The sequence below is a fragment of the Picosynechococcus sp. PCC 7002 genome (genome assembly GCF_963860125.1).
Lineage (GTDB): Bacteria > Cyanobacteriota > Cyanobacteriia > Cyanobacteriales > MRBY01 > MRBY01.
The window spans coordinates 106,917-125,614 of sequence record NZ_CAWLFA010000001.1; the positions used below are offsets into that span (position 1 = coordinate 106,917).

At 50.2% G+C, this 18,698-nt stretch carries 17 protein-coding genes; 8 read left to right on the top strand and 9 right to left on the bottom strand.

The features are described from left to right. Positions 1-191 precede the first annotated feature (191 nt). The gene (locus tag AACQ84_RS00540; protein WP_012305745.1) at positions 192-1,208 is read left to right on the top strand and encodes a type I glyceraldehyde-3-phosphate dehydrogenase; all 1,017 of its coding nucleotides are present in this window, start codon (positions 192-194) and stop codon (positions 1,206-1,208) included. 132 nt (positions 1,209-1,340) lie between these two features. Here the strand turns inward: AACQ84_RS00540 and AACQ84_RS00545 are convergent, their stop codons facing one another. Together AACQ84_RS00545 and AACQ84_RS00550 are read right to left on the bottom strand one after the other, a co-directional pair. Continuing rightward, a complete protein-coding gene (locus tag AACQ84_RS00545) occupies positions 1,341-1,685 on the bottom strand; it encodes a hypothetical protein (RefSeq protein ID WP_012305746.1) in 345 nt (114 codons plus the stop codon). 250 nt (positions 1,686-1,935) lie between these two features. Beyond that, complete coding sequence (locus tag AACQ84_RS00550; protein WP_012305747.1) at positions 1,936-2,808, bottom strand: S-methyl-5'-thioadenosine phosphorylase; 873 nt, start codon at positions 2,806-2,808, stop codon at positions 1,936-1,938. 70 nt (positions 2,809-2,878) lie between these two features. Here AACQ84_RS00550 and AACQ84_RS00555 point away from each other — a divergent pair, with 70 nt between their 5' ends. Together AACQ84_RS00555 and AACQ84_RS00560 are read left to right on the top strand one after the other, a co-directional pair. Next, positions 2,879-3,457, top strand: coding sequence for a peroxiredoxin (locus tag AACQ84_RS00555; RefSeq protein ID WP_012305748.1), 579 nt, complete (start codon positions 2,879-2,881; stop codon positions 3,455-3,457). Between the two features lie 56 nt (positions 3,458-3,513). Next, the gene (locus AACQ84_RS00560; RefSeq protein ID WP_012305749.1) at positions 3,514-4,824 is read left to right on the top strand and encodes a dihydrolipoamide acetyltransferase family protein; all 1,311 of its coding nucleotides are present in this window, start codon (positions 3,514-3,516) and stop codon (positions 4,822-4,824) included. A gap of 209 nt (positions 4,825-5,033) precedes the next feature. Here AACQ84_RS00560 and psbV read toward each other — a convergent pair whose 3' ends face one another. Both psbV and AACQ84_RS00570 read right to left on the bottom strand, forming a co-directional pair. Next, positions 5,034-5,546: a photosystem II cytochrome c-550 gene (gene psbV, locus AACQ84_RS00565; protein ID WP_012305751.1), complete on the bottom strand. Its 513-nt coding sequence runs from the start codon at positions 5,544-5,546 to the stop codon at positions 5,034-5,036. Between the two features lie 246 nt (positions 5,547-5,792). Further along, positions 5,793-6,497: a sirohydrochlorin chelatase gene (locus AACQ84_RS00570; RefSeq protein WP_012305752.1), complete on the bottom strand. Its 705-nt coding sequence runs from the start codon at positions 6,495-6,497 to the stop codon at positions 5,793-5,795. Between the two features lie 134 nt (positions 6,498-6,631). On the opposite strand from AACQ84_RS00570, the gene AACQ84_RS00575 reads away from it, so the two are divergent. Together AACQ84_RS00575 and AACQ84_RS00580 are read left to right on the top strand one after the other, a co-directional pair. Then, positions 6,632-7,213: a zf-TFIIB domain-containing protein gene (locus AACQ84_RS00575; RefSeq protein WP_012305753.1), complete on the top strand. Its 582-nt coding sequence runs from the start codon at positions 6,632-6,634 to the stop codon at positions 7,211-7,213. A gap of 146 nt (positions 7,214-7,359) precedes the next feature. Next, positions 7,360-9,588 (top strand): glycoside hydrolase, encoded by a 2,229-nt coding sequence (locus AACQ84_RS00580; RefSeq protein WP_012305754.1) that lies wholly within the window; start codon positions 7,360-7,362, stop codon positions 9,586-9,588. A 21-nt stretch (positions 9,589-9,609) separates the two neighbouring features. Here AACQ84_RS00580 and AACQ84_RS00585 read toward each other — a convergent pair whose 3' ends face one another. After that, positions 9,610-10,788, bottom strand: a complete 1,179-nt coding sequence (locus AACQ84_RS00585) for an aldo/keto reductase (protein WP_012305755.1) — start codon at positions 10,786-10,788, stop codon at positions 9,610-9,612. 349 nt (positions 10,789-11,137) lie between these two features. Here AACQ84_RS00585 and AACQ84_RS00590 point away from each other — a divergent pair, with 349 nt between their 5' ends. Then, positions 11,138-11,632: a glutathione peroxidase gene (locus tag AACQ84_RS00590; RefSeq protein ID WP_012305756.1), complete on the top strand. Its 495-nt coding sequence runs from the start codon at positions 11,138-11,140 to the stop codon at positions 11,630-11,632. A gap of 100 nt (positions 11,633-11,732) precedes the next feature. On the opposite strand, the gene AACQ84_RS00595 is transcribed toward AACQ84_RS00590, so the two are convergent. Further along, complete coding sequence (locus AACQ84_RS00595; protein WP_012305757.1) at positions 11,733-12,533, bottom strand: glutathione S-transferase; 801 nt, start codon at positions 12,531-12,533, stop codon at positions 11,733-11,735. Between the two features lie 117 nt (positions 12,534-12,650). Between AACQ84_RS00595 and AACQ84_RS00600 the strand changes: the two genes are divergently transcribed. Then, positions 12,651-13,010, top strand: a complete 360-nt coding sequence (locus AACQ84_RS00600; RefSeq protein WP_012305758.1) for a single-stranded DNA-binding protein — start codon at positions 12,651-12,653, stop codon at positions 13,008-13,010. 133 nt (positions 13,011-13,143) lie between these two features. Here AACQ84_RS00600 and AACQ84_RS00605 read toward each other — a convergent pair whose 3' ends face one another. The 3 genes from AACQ84_RS00605 to AACQ84_RS00615 all read right to left on the bottom strand — a co-directional run bounded on the left by AACQ84_RS00605 (position 13,144) and on the right by AACQ84_RS00615 (position 17,119). After that, a complete protein-coding gene (locus tag AACQ84_RS00605) occupies positions 13,144-14,898 on the bottom strand; it encodes an ABC transporter ATP-binding protein (protein WP_012305759.1) in 1,755 nt (584 codons plus the stop codon). A 65-nt stretch (positions 14,899-14,963) separates the two neighbouring features. After that, on the bottom strand, positions 14,964-16,460 hold the full coding sequence (locus AACQ84_RS00610) for a UDP-N-acetylmuramoyl-L-alanyl-D-glutamate--2,6-diaminopimelate ligase (protein ID WP_041443302.1): 1,497 nt from the start codon (positions 16,458-16,460) through the stop codon (positions 14,964-14,966). Positions 16,461-16,567: 107 nt separating this feature from the next. Next, positions 16,568-17,119, bottom strand: coding sequence for an NUDIX hydrolase (locus AACQ84_RS00615; RefSeq protein WP_012305761.1), 552 nt, complete (start codon positions 17,117-17,119; stop codon positions 16,568-16,570). 203 nt (positions 17,120-17,322) lie between these two features. Between AACQ84_RS00615 and der the strand changes: the two genes are divergently transcribed. Then, positions 17,323-18,684: a ribosome biogenesis GTPase Der gene (gene der, locus AACQ84_RS00620; protein WP_012305762.1), complete on the top strand. Its 1,362-nt coding sequence runs from the start codon at positions 17,323-17,325 to the stop codon at positions 18,682-18,684. Positions 18,685-18,698: the final 14 nt, after the last annotated feature.

Here is an 18,698-nt window from a genome sequence, read left to right on the forward strand (position 1 = left end):
CATCCCTTGGGGCGATCGCCTTTTGGGGTCTAGCCAATCGATCTAGAGGCGTAGCACCGAAGTCTTAATTCCCAAATCAATTCGGCAGTTTCCCGAAATTCGGGGATCGAATTGTGCAGTCTTTGATATGATTGGGGTCATCAAATGAAAACTTTTATTGCAATTTAATCTTTAATAGAGGGCAAGACGCGGTGATTAGAGTAGCGATTAATGGATTTGGACGTATTGGACGCAACTTCTTGAGATGTTGGGCTGGTCGCGAAAACAGCCAACTCCAAGTCGTTGGGATCAATGCGACCACCGATACCAAAAGTAATGCCCACATGCTTCGTTATGACACGATGCTGGGTAAATTTGATGGCGAAATCGATTATGACGCCAACTCTCTGACTGTCAACGGCAACGTAATCAAATGCTGTTCCGACAGAAACCCCCTCAACCTCCCTTGGAAAGAGTGGGGCGTCGATTTGGTGATCGAATCTACCGGTGTATTCAACACCGAAGAAGGATCTTCTAAGCACATTACAGCTGGTGCACAAAAAGTATTGATCACAGCCCCTGGTAAAGGCGGCCATATCGGCACCTATGTAGTTGGTGTAAACGCCGATCAGTATGGCCACGACAAACAAAATGTCATCAGTAATGCCAGCTGTACCACCAACTGCCTCGCCCCCATTGTTAAAGTACTCAATGATCGTTTTGGGATCGTCAAAGGGACGATGACCACCGTCCACAGTTACACTGGCGACCAACGTATCCTCGACAACAGCCACCGGGATCTCCGTCGGGCGCGGGCAGCCGCAGAAAATATTGTGCCGACTTCTACTGGCGCAGCTAAAGCCGTTGCCTTAGTTATTCCCGAAATGAAGGGTAAGCTCAACGGGATCGCCATGCGGGTACCGACTCCCAACGTCTCCGTAGTTGACCTGGTTGCCCAAGTAGCGAAGCCCACCATTGCTGAGGAAGTTAACCAAGTTCTGAAAGAAGCTTCTGAAACCTACATGAAAGGGATTTTGGCTTACACCGAAGAACCCCTCGTCTCCTGTGACTTCCGGGGAACTGATGTCTCTTCCACCATTGACGGTAGCCTCACCCTCGCCATGGACGGTGACCTAATTAAAGTTGTGGCTTGGTACGACAACGAGTGGGGTTATTCTCAACGGGTTGTTGACCTCGCAGAAATCGTTGCCCAAAATTGGCAAGGGTAATTTTCCAAAACGATATGCGCCATGTCTGATCTGACATTGATGTTGAACTAGGATTTGATATTTAGTCAGGTAGGGCAAGTTACAAATCAATAGTAAAAAAAGGTGGTACGCAGCCACCTCTTTTTTTGCTAACTAAACTTCGAATAAGTTTTCAAATTCATGGCGTAGGGCCTGAAGATTGGCAATGCGGGCCACCACCAAATAGGGTTCTTGGGGAGTATCGGGTAATTCCTGTTCACAACGGCGTACCACCGCTTCTTGTTTGAGCCAAAAGCGAACCATGGTTTCGACGACCTCGTCCCAATTCCAATGGGGCTTTTTGGGAATGGTGTCTAGGGCCTGGATAAAGCTATCTAAAGTACAACGATGGGCAGCGAGATAGGCTTTGGGACGCTGGGGGTCTAGTTCGTATTGCTGTTGGTAGTTAAAAAAAGTAAGCAGGGGGGTCACCCCAAGCAGATCGAAAGCGTAAGTCATTTTTTTGCACACTCCAAACGCATAACCAGGGGAAAAGTCAGTCCACAGCATCCTCAGGCTGGGACTGTCCCGTACATTAGAGGCGATCGCCACAGAATAGGACAGTGGGAGGGAGAGCGCTCGTCCCTACGGTCGAGGTATAGGGACTGTTACTGATCTAGTTTAAGGAAAATTCCCCCTAAAAGGGTTATCTGCAAACTTTTTGCAATATTTAGCAGTTTCTAGAGGAGAGTGCTAATTTTGGACTGATTTACAAGTATTTGTTGAGCAATAAGGCAAGTTTCTCCTTGGTGCTAGCTGGGACTTGGTCGAGGGGAGTGAGAATCGCATATTTAAGGGCATCATGGGCAGCGGACTGGGGAGGATTTGCCGCTAGTTTTTCGACGACAGCCCGGATCACTTTTTGGGCATTGGTAGCATTTTTGTGGAGATTGCCAATGACCATTTCAACGGTGACACTGTCATGGTCGGGGTGCCAACAGTCGTAATCGGTCACGAGGGCGAGGGTTGCATAGGCGATTTCTGCTTCCCGGGCCAGTTTTGCTTCCTGAAGGTTGGTCATGCCAATGATGCTGGCGCCCCAACTGCGGTAGAGATTGGATTCGGCTTTAGTAGAAAAGGCCGGGCCTTCCATGCAGACATAGGTGCCGCTCCGGTGGAGATCAACGCCTTCTAAATTTAAGGATGCCACTGCATCACCGAGGATCTTCGCCAACTGAGGGCAAATGGGGTCGCCGAAGGCAATGTGGGCAACGATCCCGTCTCCAAAAAATGTGTCAGTGCGGTGACGGGTGCGGTCAATAAATTGATCGGGAATGACCATGTCCACGGGTTTGATATGACCCTGGAGAGAACCCACAGCCGAGGCAGAAATAATGTATTCAACGCCGAGGGATTTGAGGGCGTAGATATTCGCTTGGAACGGAAGCTCTGTGGGGAGGAGATGGTGGTGGCGGCCATGGCGGGGGAGGAAGACAACAGGGGTGCCGTCGAGGGTGCCGCTGATGAGGCGATCGCTTGGAGCACCGAAGGGAGTTTCAATGGTAATTTCTTCGATGTCTTGGAGGGCGTCCATTTTGTAGAGACCGCTACCGCCGATGATGCCAATTTTGATGTCTGCCATGGTGACTCGCTGTTAGATTTGCCTTGATTTGCTACAACATTATCTTGTATCAAAACCTGCTTTAAATTCCATGTTGCAATTTTTTCGGACGATTCTCATTACTGTGGTGGCGATCGCCTTTATGTGGTTCCCCGGTGAGGCGGCGATCGCCCTGGGTGGCCCCCAGCCCGAACTCAACCAACTCGCCCCAGAATTCACCCTTTTGGGCAATGACGGCGAGGGGAAGATTCAAGAATTTTCTCTCCAAGACTACCGAGGCCAATGGGTCGTACTCTACTTTTATCCCCAGGATTTCACCCCTGGCTGTACCCTCGAAGCCCGCCGTTTCCAACAGGATCTTCCCAAATACCTGGAGCGTAATGTACAAGTCCTGGGGGTCAGCGTTGACGATGTCGATTCCCACGAAGCGTTCTGTGATGCCGAAGGCTTAAAGTTTCCCCTCCTGGCCGATAGCACCGGGGATGTGAGTAAACAATATGGCTCCTACCTGACGGGCTATTCCCTACGCCATACCTACCTCATTGATCCAGAAGGTATTTTGCGCAAAATTTATCTAGGGGTAAATCCCGCGATCCATAGCCAAGAAGTCCTTACAGACCTTGATTCTCTGATGGCAAATTCCTCAGCCCAGCTTCCCCCGATGGGTTAAAATCGACAACGATTGTAAAGTTTGTCCACACCGTTGTTTTAAAAGAAGATTCCTCCATGATTCACGATATTTTCATGCCCGCCCTCAGCTCTACGATGACCGAAGGTAAAATCGTTTCTTGGACTAAGTCCCCGGGAGATAAAGTCGCTAAAGGTGAAACCGTTGTCGTGGTGGAATCTGACAAAGCCGATATGGACGTTGAGTCTTTTAACGAAGGGTTTCTCGCGGCGATTATCGTTGATGCAGGGGAAGAGGCACCAGTGGGTTCGGCGATCGCCCTCATCGCTGAAACCGAAGCAGAAATTCCAGAGGCCAAACAAAAAGCCGCGACTCTGAAAGGGGGTAGTAGTGCTCCTGCTGCTAATCCTGCGCCTGCACCCGCCCCTGCGGCACCTAGTCCAGAACCGGCTCCCGTTGTGGCAGCCCCGGCGCCTACACCTGCGGCACCGACTCCCGCACCAGTGGTCAACGATGGCAGAATTATTGCTTCTCCGAGGGCGAAAAAACTCGCCAAAGAATTTGGTGTTGATCTTAAAACAGTGCCTGGTTCTGGCCCCCACGGTCGAATTGTCGCCGAAGATGTCGAAAAAGCCGCTGGTAAAGCACCTACTATTGCCCCTGCTGCCGTATCAACTCCAGCGCCGACAACCAGTAAGCCTGCCGCCCCAGCGCCAGCTCCCGTCGCTGTCACTCCTGGTGAAGTTGTCCCGCTGAATACGTTGCAACAGGCGGTTGTGCGGAATATGAATGCCAGCCTGAATGTACCCACCTTCCATGTGTCCTATGACATCACGACCGATGCCCTAGATGCCCTCTACAAGCAAATTAAGAGTAAGGGCGTCACCATGACAGGTCTATTGGCGAAGGCCGTGGCTGTGACCCTCCAGAAACATCCAGTAGTTAATGCCAGCTTTGGGGATAATGCGATCCAATACAGCAGTGGTATTAATGTGGCGGTGGCCGTTGCGATGCCCGACGGCGGCCTGATTACCCCTGTGCTGCAAAATGCCGATCAAATGGATATCTATTCCCTTTCCCGCAAGTGGAAAGATTTGGTAGACCGGGCGCGCCTCAAGCAACTGCAGCCCGATGAGTACAGCACTGGCACCTTTACCCTCTCTAACCTAGGGATGTTTGGGGTCAGCAGTTTTGATGCGATTTTGCCCCCTGGTCAAGGTTCTATTTTGGCGATTGGGGGTGCTCAACCTAAAGTCGTTGCGACGCCCGACGGTTTATTTGGTGTGAAAAAACAAATGACCGTCAATATCACCTGCGACCACCGCATTATTTATGGTGCCGATGCGGCAGCATTCCTTAAGGATTTAGCTGACTTGATTGAAAATAACACGCACAGTCTGACCCTTTAGGTTCATCTCGTTGCTCCTTGGGATTTTCCTCAAATATGCAATAAATCATGATCTATGGCTCCCCGGTCTGGGGAGTTTTTTGTGTCGAAACCGGAGGCGATCGCTTTTAGAGACAATAAAAAAGACAACCTCATTATGGTTGTCTTCGGTACTTCATTTTGCGAATTTTAGATAAAAAGACGATTTAAATAAAGTCGATCAATCGTGTTTTAGTTAACGGTTTTACCACCACCCCAAGCAACACCACGCACCTGGGCTTGAACGAGGACATAACCGGAAACATTTTGCAGATCCTCTTCGTTGAGGTTACGCATGCTACTCCAGATGTCGGCACGGACGGTATTGGGGTGTAACTGAGATAGGTCTAATTCACCATCGTAGGAGGTGGGATTTTTGAGATAGTCCACCATGGCCAGGATATTATCGCGGCGGGGTTCTGCCCCTTCTAGATCGACTAGAGAAAGGGTTACGTTGGGGTTGCTCTTTGTCCGGCCGCTGTTGTGGCAGGTGGAACAGGTGTTGATAAAGATCCGCTCTCCTTTGGCAACCTGCTGGTCACTGAGGACGACCGTTTCGGTTTCATTGAGGTTGACGGTGCGGTCTACTTCCCGGAGGGCGGTGGCATTGGCAGCGCCGACATTGAGTTGCCAAAATAGTAAAACGAATGCGCTAATCCCGAAAATAAATTTTTTGAGTGGGTCGATCCCCAGAATTTTATTCATGTTTTTCCTCAATACAGCAATAACGTAAATAAATCTATCTCCACCTATTTAACTGTGAAGGCAGACCTACAGGCAAGAATTTATCAAGGCTGTAAGTAAATGTGCTTATCTTTGTTTATTTAAATTTGTGTTGCCAACGGCACCAGTCAGCCAGGGCAACTAACCATACATATCATGCCATTGGGGTGAATTTTTCTTATAAATCCGTAAAGAACAGCAATATTTCGTGCTGCGTTTTACTTTTTTTTAGGATCCACTCTGGAGAATTTGGGCGATCGCCGCTGCACATTGGGGATCGGTGCCAAAGGGTTGGCCAAGGTAAACGGTAATGTCGGGGTTAGTTTGAGAGAAGGTGCTGACCTGTGCGGCGATCGCCTTTGGGATTTTGCCAGAAAAAAGAAAATAGGGAACCAAGTGAATCGTTGTTGCGGTCGTCTCTTGGAGCTGTGCAAGTTTTTGGTCTAAAGAGGGTTCTGTGGCCCAGTAGGCGGTACTGGCGTTGAGGGCCTGGGCGAGCTTTTCGATTTCGGGATTCGCGCCGGTGCGACGGCTACCATGGGCAATCAAAATACGTTGGGCCGTAGAATTTTCGGCAAACTGTCGCTCTAGGAACGGGGCAAGACGGGCATCTTTACCGAGATAATCGAGTTGTTGAAACTTTACCTGAGGAAATTGGGCCTGCAGTTGGGCGATCGCCTCTGGGAGATCTTCCCGGACATGGACACCGGGCAAGAGAAATAGAGGGAGAATTTGCACTTCAGCGGGTTCTGGGGCGTGATCCCGGAGGAACTGGGCGATCGCCGCCGTTAGGGACACCTCGCTACATTCTAAATAGGCCCCAAGCACCGGATGATCTACCTGGGCTTTCACCTGGGTCATCAGAGTTTGAAATTCCCGTCGATAACTGTCACTAAAACTGCCATGGACGACCACCACCGATAACCGCTGCATGAATTTTTTGTCCCGTCTATTGTTTCTGTTTGGTGATTATAGAAAAGTTAGCGCCAAATTTCTGGGCCGTAGTTGTGGCGGGATTGGCTTCGGCGTAGGATAAAACGAAGAAAAACTGTGGGAGTCATTAAACTGTGCAATGTCCTAAATGTCGCGATGTTGAGCTTGGGGATCAGCTTCTATCTGGGGAGCTGACCAGTTGCCATTGTGAAAAATGTGAAGGAGATTGGCTCCCTGGCGATCGCTACCAAACCTGGCAAAATAGCCAACGAAAACCACAGCGCCTCAATACCCAACTGTCCCTCCCAGAAACCGTGATCCCCGGTGAAACAGACAATAAAGCAGCCCTCTGTCCCGAATGCCGCCGCTATTTATCGCGGGTAAAAATCCCCGTTGACCAACCTTTTTACTTGGAGCGTTGCCCCGAATGTAATGGCTTCTGGTGCGATCGCCAAGAATGGGAAATTTTAGAAAAACTCCAACTCCACACTAGCCTCGAATATATTTTTACCGCCGAATGGCAGCACAAAGTCCGGGAACAGCAGCACAACATCAGCGAACGACAGGCCCTGATCCAGAAACTTGGGCCGACCCTGGCCACCGATGTTTTCGACCTGGGCGAAAAACTAGCAGCCCACAACAATGGCGATTTTGCCGTGGCTTACCTGGCCCGCCAAGTCACCGAAAATCAGACTAATCAAAGTCAATCACGCTAATTGCTAAATGTCACAGCCCCATCGCATCCTTGCAATTCGTTAAGGCTGCCCGGAAGAACGGAAAGGCGATCGCTATGATTTAAAGAGAAAGCCAAGCTTACCCAAGGCTTTTGGAGACTCCACAGCGGCAAAATATTTCCATTTATATGTCTTATCCCCTCTACATCGCGTTTATTTGGCATCAGCATCAACCCCTCTACAAAGCACCGGACGGTCAATATCATCTCCCCTGGGTGCGGCTCCACGGCACTAAAGATTACCTAGATTTGATTTTGCTGCTCGAAAAATATCCACGCCTCCACCAAACTGTGAATTTGGTACCTTCCTTGATGATGCAGTTGGAAGATTATGCCGAAGGCAAGGCTCTTGACCCCTATCTAAAGCTGGCCCTCACCCCCGTCACAGACCTCAACAGTGATCAAAAATGGTATATCCTGGAGCATTTCTTTGATGGCAACCACCGCACCTTAGTCGATCCCCATCCCCGCTACCGGGAGCTGTACACCGAGCGCCAGGACAAAGGCAAAGCCTGGTGCCTAGAAAATTGGGACGAACAAAAATTTAGTGATCTCTTGGCTTGGCATAATTTAGCCTGGATTGATCCCCTCTTTTGGGATGACCCGGAGATCGCTGCCTGGCTCGAAAAAGATCGCGGCTTTACTTTAGGCGATCGCCAGCGCATTTATTCCAAACAACGGGAAATTATTAAGCGGATTATCCCCAAACACAAACAAATGCAGGACAACGGGCAACTGGAGGTGACCACCACCCCCTACACCCACCCGATTTTGCCCCTGCTCGCAGATACCAATTCTGGCCGCGTCGCCGTCCCTAAGATGGAACTTCCCCAGGAGCGCTTCCAGTGGTCAGAGGATATTCCCCGCCACCTCAACCGCGCCAAGGAAATGTACCGGGAACGTTTTGGCCGGGAAGTACGAGGTCTGTGGCCATCGGAGCAATCTGTCAGCCCGGAAGTGCTTAACCCCATCGCCGCCGCTGGCTTTAAGTGGATCTGTTCCGACGAAGCGGTGTTGGGTTGGAGCCTGAAACATTTCTTCCATCGGGACGAAGTGGGCAATGTCTACGAACCGGAAAAAATGTATCGCCCCTATCGCCTCGAAACAGACCATGGGGATCTCGCCATTGTCTTCCGGGATCACCGTCTGTCGGATCTCGTCGGCTTCACCTATAGTGGTATGGACTCAGAACAGGCCGCCTGCGATCTGGTCGGTCACCTAGAGGCGATCGCCCGGAGCTTGCGACACCACCAAAAAGAAGGCCAAACCGCCCTCCAAGAACCACACCTCGTAACCATCGCCCTCGACGGTGAAAACTGCTGGGAATTCTACGAAAAAGACGGCATCCCTTTCCTAACTTCCCTCTACGAAAAACTGAGCGCCAATCGCCAACTCGAACTCGTCACGGTCTCCGAATTTATCGAGCAATTTCCCCCCACCGAAACCATTCCCAGCCACAAACTCCATAGTGGTTCCTGGGTTGATGGGAGCTTTACCACCTGGATTGGGGACCCTGCTAAAAATCGCGCCTGGGATATGCTCACCAAAGCCCGCCACCTGCTCGCCGCCCATCCTGAAGCGACAGAAATTACCAACCCCGAAGCCTGGGAATCCCTCTATGCGGCCGAAGGCTCAGACTGGTTTTGGTGGTTTGGGGAAGGTCACTCCTCTAACCAAGACGCCATGTTTGACCAACTCTTTCGGGAACACGTCGCTGGGATCTACAAAGCCCTAAACGAACCGATTCCGCCGGAAGTGCTCCAACCCATTGAAGACCACACCCGCCACCGGGAGCACCTCCCCGAAAGCTTTATTCACCCGATCATTGATGGTATCGGCGACGAACAGGATTGGGATAAAGCCGGTTGCATCGAAATTGGTGGTGCCCGGGGTACCATGCACCAAAGTAGCGCCCTACAACGACTCTTTTACGGTTGGGATCATCTTAATTTTTATTTGCGCTTTGACCTCAAGCGGGGCATCAAATGGGGCGAAGAACTTCCAGCAGAACTCCATCTCCTTTGGTTCTATCCAGGGGTAAACTGCGCCATTAGCCCGGCTCCCATCGCCAGTATGCCCGACCAGGCTCCCCTAAATTATCTCTTCCGGCACCACATCGGCATTAATCTCTTAACCCAATCTATCTGGTTTGAAGAAGCCAGTGATTATGGCCAGTGGCGGCCCCGGGGTGCCCATGCCAAAATGGCTTACCGAGAATGTTTAGAATTGTCTGTGCCGTGGGATGTACTGCAGATTAAACCGGACTATACGCTCAATTTAGTAGCAATTTTGGCCGATGATGGTGAGTACCATAGTTTTGTGCCAGAAAATCGCTTTGTTACCCTACAGGTGCCTTAAGCCATTTTCTCAGGATAAAACTTAGCTCGTCGATAACCGTTGCACCGCTGCTCCTCCCAATAAATTATCGGCTTCCTGGAGATACTGGAGAATGTGTTTGCGGTGGGGACTGAGGCGTAATACGTTGCGTAGATCTACCTCCGTTAAGCGGTCGGCTTTTTGGCCAGGGAACCAGTGGCCGCCGTTGCCCATCAGGTTGTAGCGGGCTTTGCCGTATTCAATCATGTCGTAGGCGATCACCAAATTTCTGAGCCAAAGAATGACGGGGATATTAATCTGGTGCGGGGTTTGGTCGTAGGTCGGCAGGCCCAATTGCCAGGTCTTGGCCCAATCTTCTCCCAGGGAGGCGATCGCCTGATTTTCCAGTCGCGCGAGAATATCTGGCAAAATTTCATCGGCCCGCCCCAGCAGAGGGAGGGTTTCTAGGTGCTGATCAAAATCTGACGGACGCGCCGCCCCCACACTCAAAGTATGGATCTGGGGATGAGACAAACAAAATAAATCGTTAAACACCATTGGATGCAACGGCTTGCAGAGATCGACTAATTTTTGGGGTGGACTATAAAGATGTCCCCCCTTATCCGACGGGCTAATGATAAATACCCCCATATCCTGCTGCGTTGCCGCTTCGATGGCCCGCCAATTGTCCTGATTAATCCAATACCAGTGCAGATTCACATAATCCATCGCCCCCGTTTCGATAGTTTTCACAATCAGATCCGTCGAACTATGGGTCGAAAAACCGATGTGACGAATCCGTCCCGCCCGCTGCAATTCCTGGGCGACTTCTAGACAACCCCGTTCAAAGGTGAACTTAAATATTTCCTCGTTATTAATGCCATGGATACCAAATAAATCCACATAATCCAGTTGCAAATAATTAAGGGATTTTTCAATTTCGCGCCGAAATGCCTGGGGATCAGCCTTTGGGGAAACCTTGGTTTGGATAATGAGATCTTCTCGTTTAAATTGCGATAAGACCCACCCAAGTTGCATTTCTGAGGTGCCGTACCCCCGTGCCGTTTCGATGTGGTTAATGCCCAGATCAAGCGATCGCCGAATCGTTGCCGCTAGATTTTTTTGGCTATCAGCAGGAATGTTTGCTGGATCTTGATCCTGCCACTTGAACTGATAGCGCATCCCGCCACAGGAAAAAACAGGCATTTGCAGTTCGGTGCGACCAAAGCGACGATATTGCATAGATCTCAAGCGTATTTCTTAACTTCTATTGGGAGGTATTCAGAAAAAACATTATAACGAAGAAAAAATCTCGTCCCTAAGCGGCAAAGGCTGTTCTGCCTCTGACAAAACAAAACGCGCCTATTTAAACTCAACTGATCAAAGCAACAAACCATCGGTTTTCAAAACATCACCCCCAGTATTGTTGGTCTCTGTTATACTATTGCTGCTGTTTAAGCATCATGGGGGAGTAGCGGCAAAAATTACGCAGTGGTCTTATCTCTAAGACTCATTTACACTCTGCTGAAATAATGAATATAATGCTTGCGAGATTGTTTTAAACAGCTTCTACAAATATTTTTTCGAGTTTATGACGACACAAACGCCTACTTCTATTTATGATTTTTCGGCCACGGCCATCGATGGCACATCGGTCGATCTTAGTACCTATAAAGATCAGGTTTTATTGATTGTCAATACAGCCAGCCAATGTGGATTCACTCCCCAATACAAAGGTTTGCAGGCGCTCCATGAACAATATGGCAACAAAGGCTTAGTTGTCCTCGGCTTCCCCTGTAACCAGTTTGGCCAACAAGAACCCGGCAACGAATCGCAAATCCAATCATTTTGTGAAACAACGTTTGGGGTTTCTTTTCCGATGTTTCAAAAAATTGATGTTAATGGCAGCAATGCTCACCCGTTATATCAATATTTAACCAAAGAAGTACCCGGTATTTTGGGGACAAAAAATGTGAAATGGAACTTCACAAAATTCCTCATTAACCGTCAGGGTCAAGTGGTAAAACGCTATGCACCCACGGCAACACCGGAGGCGATCGCCAAAGATATCCAGGAATTACTTTAAAGATTATTTTCCCTAGAAAACGGTTTATTTTTTGAAACTGATTAACCCCCAGGTTTGCATTGGACTTGGGGGCTTTTTCTTTTATTTCAAGGACAATTCATTAATCGATTTCGATGGTTGTGGGGGCGCCATCTTCAGTCTTGGTCTCACGATTGCCCCCTGTTTCTTGGCGAAAATCCTGATAAAGGCGATCGCGCCACTCAAAAAACGGCGCATATTCCGCATTATCCCCCAAGCCCGGAATGCCCTTACCTTTGAGGTAGTCAGGGATATCAAAATAGTTCCCCTCAGGAAATTTGAGCAAAATACTCAGGGCGGCCACGGAAAAATCTGCCAAAGTTGGTTGGTCGCCGATTAAATAGGGTTGTTGCTGGACAAGCAAGGTTAACGCTTCGAGATCCTGCCTGAGACCCCGCTGGGCTTCTTTAACTGCATCACCACCAAGGCCAACACCCGCCCCAAAGAAATCTAAAACATCCCCCGGCACAGCCCCCAGAAGATTTTTAAAGAGATCAGGCACCTGCTTCGGCACAATGGAGGTGCGGAAGTTAGGGTTTTGGCTGAGGGCACCAATGAAGGCCTTGCGACCTTTCAAGCCAATGGACTCATCGGCCCATTCTTCCATGATCAAACATTGGGCCCGTTGCACTGGAGCGGTAGGAATAATCGGTTTTTCGGGATATTTGCGGTCAAGGTAAAAAGCAATTTCTGTGGAGTCACTGATTACCGTATCGCCATCTTTGAGGACAGGCACTTGACGCTGACCCGACATTTTATATACATCCAGTTGACCGATACCGGGGGTCACTTCGATTTTTTTGTACTCTAAACCCTTGTAATCGAGGATTAAGCGGACTTTTTCCGAAAACTGGGATAGTTCAAATTGGTATAACGCCAACATAGGGGTTCGCCTTGATGATTGAGTAGGTAAATCACTCACACCTTACAAAACTTCACAACAAATTGCCATGGGAACTTGTGGCACAATAAAGCAGAACAGTTGTATGGAAAGTCAACGATGACCATTAACCTCGTAAATCTTGTGGGCCGGGCCGGTGGGGATCCGGAAGTGCGCTATTTCGAGTCGGGTAGTGTGCTGTGTAATTTGACTTTAGCGGTAAATCGTCCCACCAGCCGGACAGATCAGCCGGATTGGTTTAATTTAGAGATTTGGGGAAAAACAGCAGAAATCGCCGCTAATTATGTAAAAAAAGGCAGTCTGCTCGGTATCCAAGGCACTTTAAAGATCGAGACTTTCACGAATCGCAATGGCCACGAATCGTCTAAGCCAGTAATTCGGGTTAATCGTCTAGATTTGCTGGGTTCTAAGCGGGATGTGGATCCCAATGCGGTAGATAATTATAACAACTACGGGTAAACACCCTCCGCCTGCGGCACTTTCCTTAAGGGACGCCCCTCTAACTCCTCTCAATGGAGGCACCCCTCTAACTCCCCTCAAGGGGAGAATTGCACCCTGCGCCTGCGGCACCTCCCTCCAGGGAGGATATTTTTTAGAGGCCTTGGGGAATTGCGGCAATGAGTTGTTTGGTGTAGTCCTGTTGGGGATTGCGGTAAATTTGGTCAGCCGTACCCACTTCCTCGATTTTGCCTTTGTTCATCACGATGATGCGATCGCCCATAAATTTCACAACGCTGAGATCGTGGGAAATAAAAATATAAGTCAGTTGAAATTCCGCTTGGAGTTCCTTCAGCAGATTTAACACTTGGGCCTGGACGGATACATCCAGGGCCGATACGGATTCATCGCAGATAATAAATTGGGGTTCAATGGCCAAGGCCCGCGCAATACAAACCCGTTGCCGTTGACCGCCTGACAGTTCGTGGGGATAGCGGTTCACCCAACCGGGATTTAGGCCCACCCGCTCTAACAGATATTGCACCCGTTCGAGGCGTTTTTTCTTGTCCCGCTTAATATTGTGAATGATTAACGGTTCGGCGATCGCCCGGCCAATGGTCATGCGGGGATTGAGGGAATTGTAGGGGTTTTGGAAGACAATTTGCATCTCCCGGCGCAGTTGTCGGAGACGTTTACTCCGGGCTGGGAGTTGGGCAATATTTTCGCCCCGAAACCAAATGTCGCCACTGAGGGGTTGAATCAGTCGCAAAATGGCCCGGGCCAGGGTCGATTTGCCGCACCCGGATTCGCCTACTAGACCGAGGGTTTCCCCCGGATAGAGGTCAAAGGAAACATTATTAACGGCCATGAAATACCGTTGTCCCGTCAAAAGAAAATTGCGACTGGGATAACCCACCTGGAGCTTTTGCACAGATAGGAGCGGTTTTTGTTTAATTAGAGCTTCAAGGCGCTTTTTATCGGCTTCTAGGGAGACTTCTGCCAGTAAATTCAAATCCGGCTGTCGCTCTTGGATCACGACGGTTTGGGTGTCGGGATCGGTTTCAACACTCATGTAGTCGGCAACGGTCGGCAGCAGGACTAATTTTTGATCAAGGCGGGGCCGACAGGCCAGTAATCCTTTGGTATAGGGATGTTGGGGCGCTTTAAAAATCTGTTCGATGGGGCCTTGCTCAACGATTTTTCCCCGGTACATCACCGCCACTTCGTCAACAAGTTCCGCAATCACCCCCAAATCGTGGGTAATGAAAATTAGAGACATTTGCCGGGCCTGACAAAGATCCCGCAACAGTTGCAAAATCGTTGCTTGCACAGTCACATCGAGGGCGGTGGTGGGTTCGTCCGCAATTAATAGCGTTGGATTAGAGGCGATCGCCATGGCAATCATCACCCGTTGTAGTTGGCCCCCGGACAATTCGTGGGGATAGCGTTTCATCACCTCGGCGGGCAGTTGCACTTCCTGGAGTCGGGCGATCGCCTGTTGACGGGCCTGGGCTGGGGTGACATTTTGGTGCAATAAAATTGCTTCGGTAAGCTGAAACTCCACGTTATAAACGGGATTAAGGGAACTCATCGGTTCCTGAAAAATCATCGCAATCTCACCGCCGCGATAGGTACGCCGCTCCCATTCCGGCAAACTTTGGAGATCAAGGGGTTCTGTGTCTGGGGTCGCCTTAAAGAAAATTTCGCCCCCAGTGACGCGGCCTGGTTTTTGGATCAGCCCCATCAGCGCAAGGGATGTGACCGATTTGCCGGAGCCGGATTCGCCCACGATACCGAGGGTCTGGCCCCGTTTAAGCTGAAAGCTAATTTGATCAACCGCGAGATTGGTTTGATTTTCGCTGGTGAAGGCCACCTGCAGTTGACGGACATCGAGAACCAGATCACTCATGGGGGCAGTTTTTTTACTAGACTCAGGCAGAGAAATTTATAGAAAAATTTATGTTGATTGTAGCGTTAGGGGGTTTTGGGGTGGCGATCGCCGAGGGCTTTGCGGGCTTCCTCCCGGTCATCGAAGTGAATTTTTTCAGTCCCCAGAATTTGATAGTCTTCATGGCCTTTGCCAGCGATGAGAACCCCGTCCCCCGGTTGGGCCTCTAAAATTGCCCGTTGAATTGCCGTGGCCCGGTCTGCTTCCACGAGAAACTGAATATTTTCGGGAATCCCTTCCACCACATCGGCCAAAATTTGCTTGGGATCTTCCGTGCGCGGATTATCGGAGGTGACCACGGCCCAATCTGATTGCGTCGCGGCGATTTTTCCCATCAAAGGTCTTTTGGTGCGATCGCGATCGCCACCGCAACCAAACACACAGATCATTTTTTTCGCGATAAAAGGCCGGGAGGCTTTCAGGAGATTTTCTAAACTGTCGGGGGTGTGGGCATAGTCAACGATGACGCTAATGTCTTGATCCTCAGCCACGATCACCCGTTCCATGCGCCCCGGCACCCCTTGGAATTGCGGCAAACAGGTAATCATCTGGTTTAAATCCAAACCCAAGGCCAGACCTGCACCGATGGCGGCCATCACATTTTCGAGATTAAACTGACCGACTAGGGGTGACGTGAATTCTACCGTGCCCATGGGCGTTTTTAGGCGGCCCTCAACCCCCGTCGCGGTGTAGATCAGGCGATCCATGTAAAGATCCGCTGCGGCATCTTGGAGACTGTAGCCCCAGGCTTTTTCACCGAGTTTGTGGGCGAGGCGATCGCCATAGGGATTATCCAAATTCACCACTGCCCTGCCGTGGCAATATTCCTCGTTAAAAAGCAGGGCTTTCGCCTGGAAATAGTCCTCCATCGTCGGGTGGTAATCCAGGTGATCCTGGGTGAGATTGGTGAAAACGGCCACATCAAATTGACAACCCTTAACGCGATTTTGGTGCAGCGCATGGGAACTCACTTCCATAACGGCGTGGGTATTGCCCGCTTCGAGGGCTGCCGCAAAGTTTTTCTGGAGATCGATGGCGAAGGGAGTCGTGTGGGTGGCAATTTTTTCGTAGCCGGGCCAGCGGGTGTAGAGGGTGCCGATGAGGGCCGTGGGCTGCTGGGCGGCTTGGAGGAAATATTCAATGAGGTGGCTGGTGGTCGTTTTGCCGTTTGTCCCCGTCACCCCAACCAGTTTTAGACTTGCAGTGGGTTTTTCGTAGAAAAGGTTGGCAATTTCAGCACAGGCGATCACAGGGTCAGCAACGGGAATGACGCATTCGCCCTTGGTCGCGGGGAATTTTTCGAGGGCCTCTGGACTGACCACAGCGGCGATCGCCCCGGCTTCGATAGCCCCTTGCCAAAACTCGCCTCCATCGACGCGGGTACCGGGCAAACCAATGAACAGATCCCCAGGCATTACGGCTTGGGAGTTGCTCGCCAATCCTTTGACAACTTGCTGTAGCATCGGGTGATCCGCCAGGGATTCAATGGCCGATACCTGTTTTAAAAGTGCGCCTAGCTGCATCATTTGCCTCCAAATCCTGGGATTTTCCCGATTTTAGTCTGTGCTCAGGGAAATTTTGTCATCTCAGTAGCAGTTTAGCTCAATTTTTCGGTGGGATTACCGCAGTATTAGAGGGTCAAAAAAGGTTTAGCGAGATAGTAACTGGCAATGGTTTTGGCATCGAGGCGATCGCCATTATGGATTTTCGCTTCCAACTCCTCTGGACTCAGCAAGAGCACCTCAATATCCTCGTCGGCATCCTGGGCTGGAGGAGTGGCTAATTTTTCTAAATCCGTTGCCAAAAAAGCATAGATCCACTCGTCAGAATAGCCTGGGCAAAGGGGGAATTTCCCCAGCGATCGCCAATTTTTTGCGGCGTAACCCGCTTCCTCTGGTAGTTCCCGTTGCACCGTGCTGAGGGGGTCTTCCTCGGTTTCAATCGTTCCCGCCGGAAATTCAATAATCCGCCCTTGGAGGGCAAAGCGATATTGCCGTACCACCACCAACTGACCTTCATTGGTTACGGGTACCACCAACGCGCCCCCCGGATGACGGATCGCCCCATAATCACCAACGGCCCCATTGGGTAACCGCAGACGATTCACTTCGTAGGCAAATTTCGAGCCACTGTACATCAAGAGAGGTTTAATCACCTCAGGCAGTTCATTGTGGGAAACCATGGAAAAAATTACAGGGTAAGGAGTAAGAAAAGGGGGTCGGAATCGGGGCGATCGCCTAAAAAATTGGTATGATTAAATATTCTGAGTTTTGATGTTGGCGTTTATATCATAATTTTTTGAAGCAAAACAGACCGCTTGTACTAAAGCTTAGCGAGTCCCCCCGTCATTATCCAGTCTTTTCCCCTGATTCAAGCAGAGTCCCTATGAAACTCCCCATTATTGCCGTGATCGGTCGTCCCAACGTGGGCAAATCTACCCTCGTCAACCGCATTGCTGGCGATCAACAGGCGATCGTCCATGACCAGCCCGGCATTACCCGCGATCGCACCTATCGGCCTGGTTTTTGGCAAGACCGCAACTTTCAGATTGTCGATACGGGCGGGATTGTTTTCGACGACCACGAAGAATTTTTACCTTTAATCCGCGAACAAGCGGCGATCGCCCTCGCCGAAGCAGCCGTTGCCCTTTTTGTGGTGGATGGCCAAGCTGGGTTAAATGCCGCCGACCAAGAAATTGCCGACTGGTTGCGCCAACAAAATGTCCCCGTTGTCCTGGCCGTGAACAAATGCGAATCCCTCGAACAGGGCTATACCCAAGCAGCTGAATTTTGGGAGCTGGGCATGGAAGAACCTTTCCCCATCTCGGCGATCCATGGCAGTGGCACCGGCGATCTTTTAGACAAAGTCATTGAATATCTCCCGACGATCACCGATGTCGAAGAAGATACCACCATTAACGTCGCAATCATTGGTCGCCCCAATGTCGGTAAATCGAGTCTGCTCAATGCCCTTACCGGAGAACAACGGGCGATCGTCAGTCCGATTTCTGGGACAACCCGCGATGCCATTGACACAATCATCGAACGCAACGGCCAACAATATCGCCTCATTGACACCGCTGGCATCCGCCGGAAAAAAAATGTGGATTATGGGGCCGAATTTTTTAGCATTAACCGTGCCTTTAAAGCGATTCGTCGGGCGGATGTAGTACTTTTTGTGATTGATGTTTTAGATGGGGTGACCGAACAGGATCTCAAACTAGCGGGTCGAATCATTGACGAAGGCCGAGCGGTGATCATCGTTGCCAACAAGTGGGATGCTGTCGAGAAGGATACCTACACGATCAACCAATACCGCAAAGAGTTGCAAGCGCGTCTATTTTTTATGGAATGGGCCGAAATGCTCTTCATTAGCGCCCAGACTGGTCAGCGGGTGAATAAAATTCTGGATTTAGTTGATCAAGCCGCCGAATCTCACCGTCGCCGCGTTTCTACCGCCGTAATTAATGAGGTGATCCAAGAAGCGGTTTCCTGGCATTCTCCCCCCACCAGTCGCCAAGGGAAACAGGGTCGGATTTACTATGGCACCCAGGTACGGAGTCAGCCGCCGACGATTTCTCTATTTGTCAATGACCCCAAACGATTTAACGATAGCTACCGCCGCTATATCGAGAAGCAATTTCGTCAGGATCTCGGTTTTGCGGGCACGCCGATCCGTTTGGTTTGGCGCGGTAAACGGGTGCGGGATGCAGAACGGGGCACCCCCAACCGAGCCACAAAGGTTTAGCACAGACGATACAC

Coding starts and splice junctions, on each gene's coding strand:
- AACQ84_RS00545 (WP_012305746.1), bottom strand. CDS start 1,685: ATGACTTACGCTTTCGATCTGCTTGGGGTGACCCCCCTGCTTACTTTT.
- AACQ84_RS00550 (WP_012305747.1), bottom strand. CDS start 2,808: ATGGCAGACATCAAAATTGGCATCATCGGCGGTAGCGGTCTCTACAAA.
- AACQ84_RS00555 (WP_012305748.1), top strand. CDS start 2,879: ATGTTGCAATTTTTTCGGACGATTCTCATTACTGTGGTGGCGATCGCC.
- AACQ84_RS00560 (WP_012305749.1), top strand. CDS start 3,514: ATGATTCACGATATTTTCATGCCCGCCCTCAGCTCTACGATGACCGAA.
- psbV (WP_012305751.1), bottom strand. CDS start 5,546: ATGAATAAAATTCTGGGGATCGACCCACTCAAAAAATTTATTTTCGGG.
- AACQ84_RS00570 (WP_012305752.1), bottom strand. CDS start 6,497: ATGCAGCGGTTATCGGTGGTGGTCGTCCATGGCAGTTTTAGTGACAGT.
- AACQ84_RS00580 (WP_012305754.1), top strand. CDS start 7,360: ATGTCTTATCCCCTCTACATCGCGTTTATTTGGCATCAGCATCAACCC.
- AACQ84_RS00585 (WP_012305755.1), bottom strand. CDS start 10,788: ATGCAATATCGTCGCTTTGGTCGCACCGAACTGCAAATGCCTGTTTTT.
- AACQ84_RS00590 (WP_012305756.1), top strand. CDS start 11,138: ATGACGACACAAACGCCTACTTCTATTTATGATTTTTCGGCCACGGCC.
- AACQ84_RS00595 (WP_012305757.1), bottom strand. CDS start 12,533: ATGTTGGCGTTATACCAATTTGAACTATCCCAGTTTTCGGAAAAAGTC.
- AACQ84_RS00600 (WP_012305758.1), top strand. CDS start 12,651: ATGACCATTAACCTCGTAAATCTTGTGGGCCGGGCCGGTGGGGATCCG.
- AACQ84_RS00605 (WP_012305759.1), bottom strand. CDS start 14,898: ATGAGTGATCTGGTTCTCGATGTCCGTCAACTGCAGGTGGCCTTCACC.
- AACQ84_RS00610 (WP_041443302.1), bottom strand. CDS start 16,460: ATGCAGCTAGGCGCACTTTTAAAACAGGTATCGGCCATTGAATCCCTG.
- AACQ84_RS00615 (WP_012305761.1), bottom strand. CDS start 17,119: ATGGTTTCCCACAATGAACTGCCTGAGGTGATTAAACCTCTCTTGATG.
- der (WP_012305762.1), top strand. CDS start 17,323: ATGAAACTCCCCATTATTGCCGTGATCGGTCGTCCCAACGTGGGCAAA.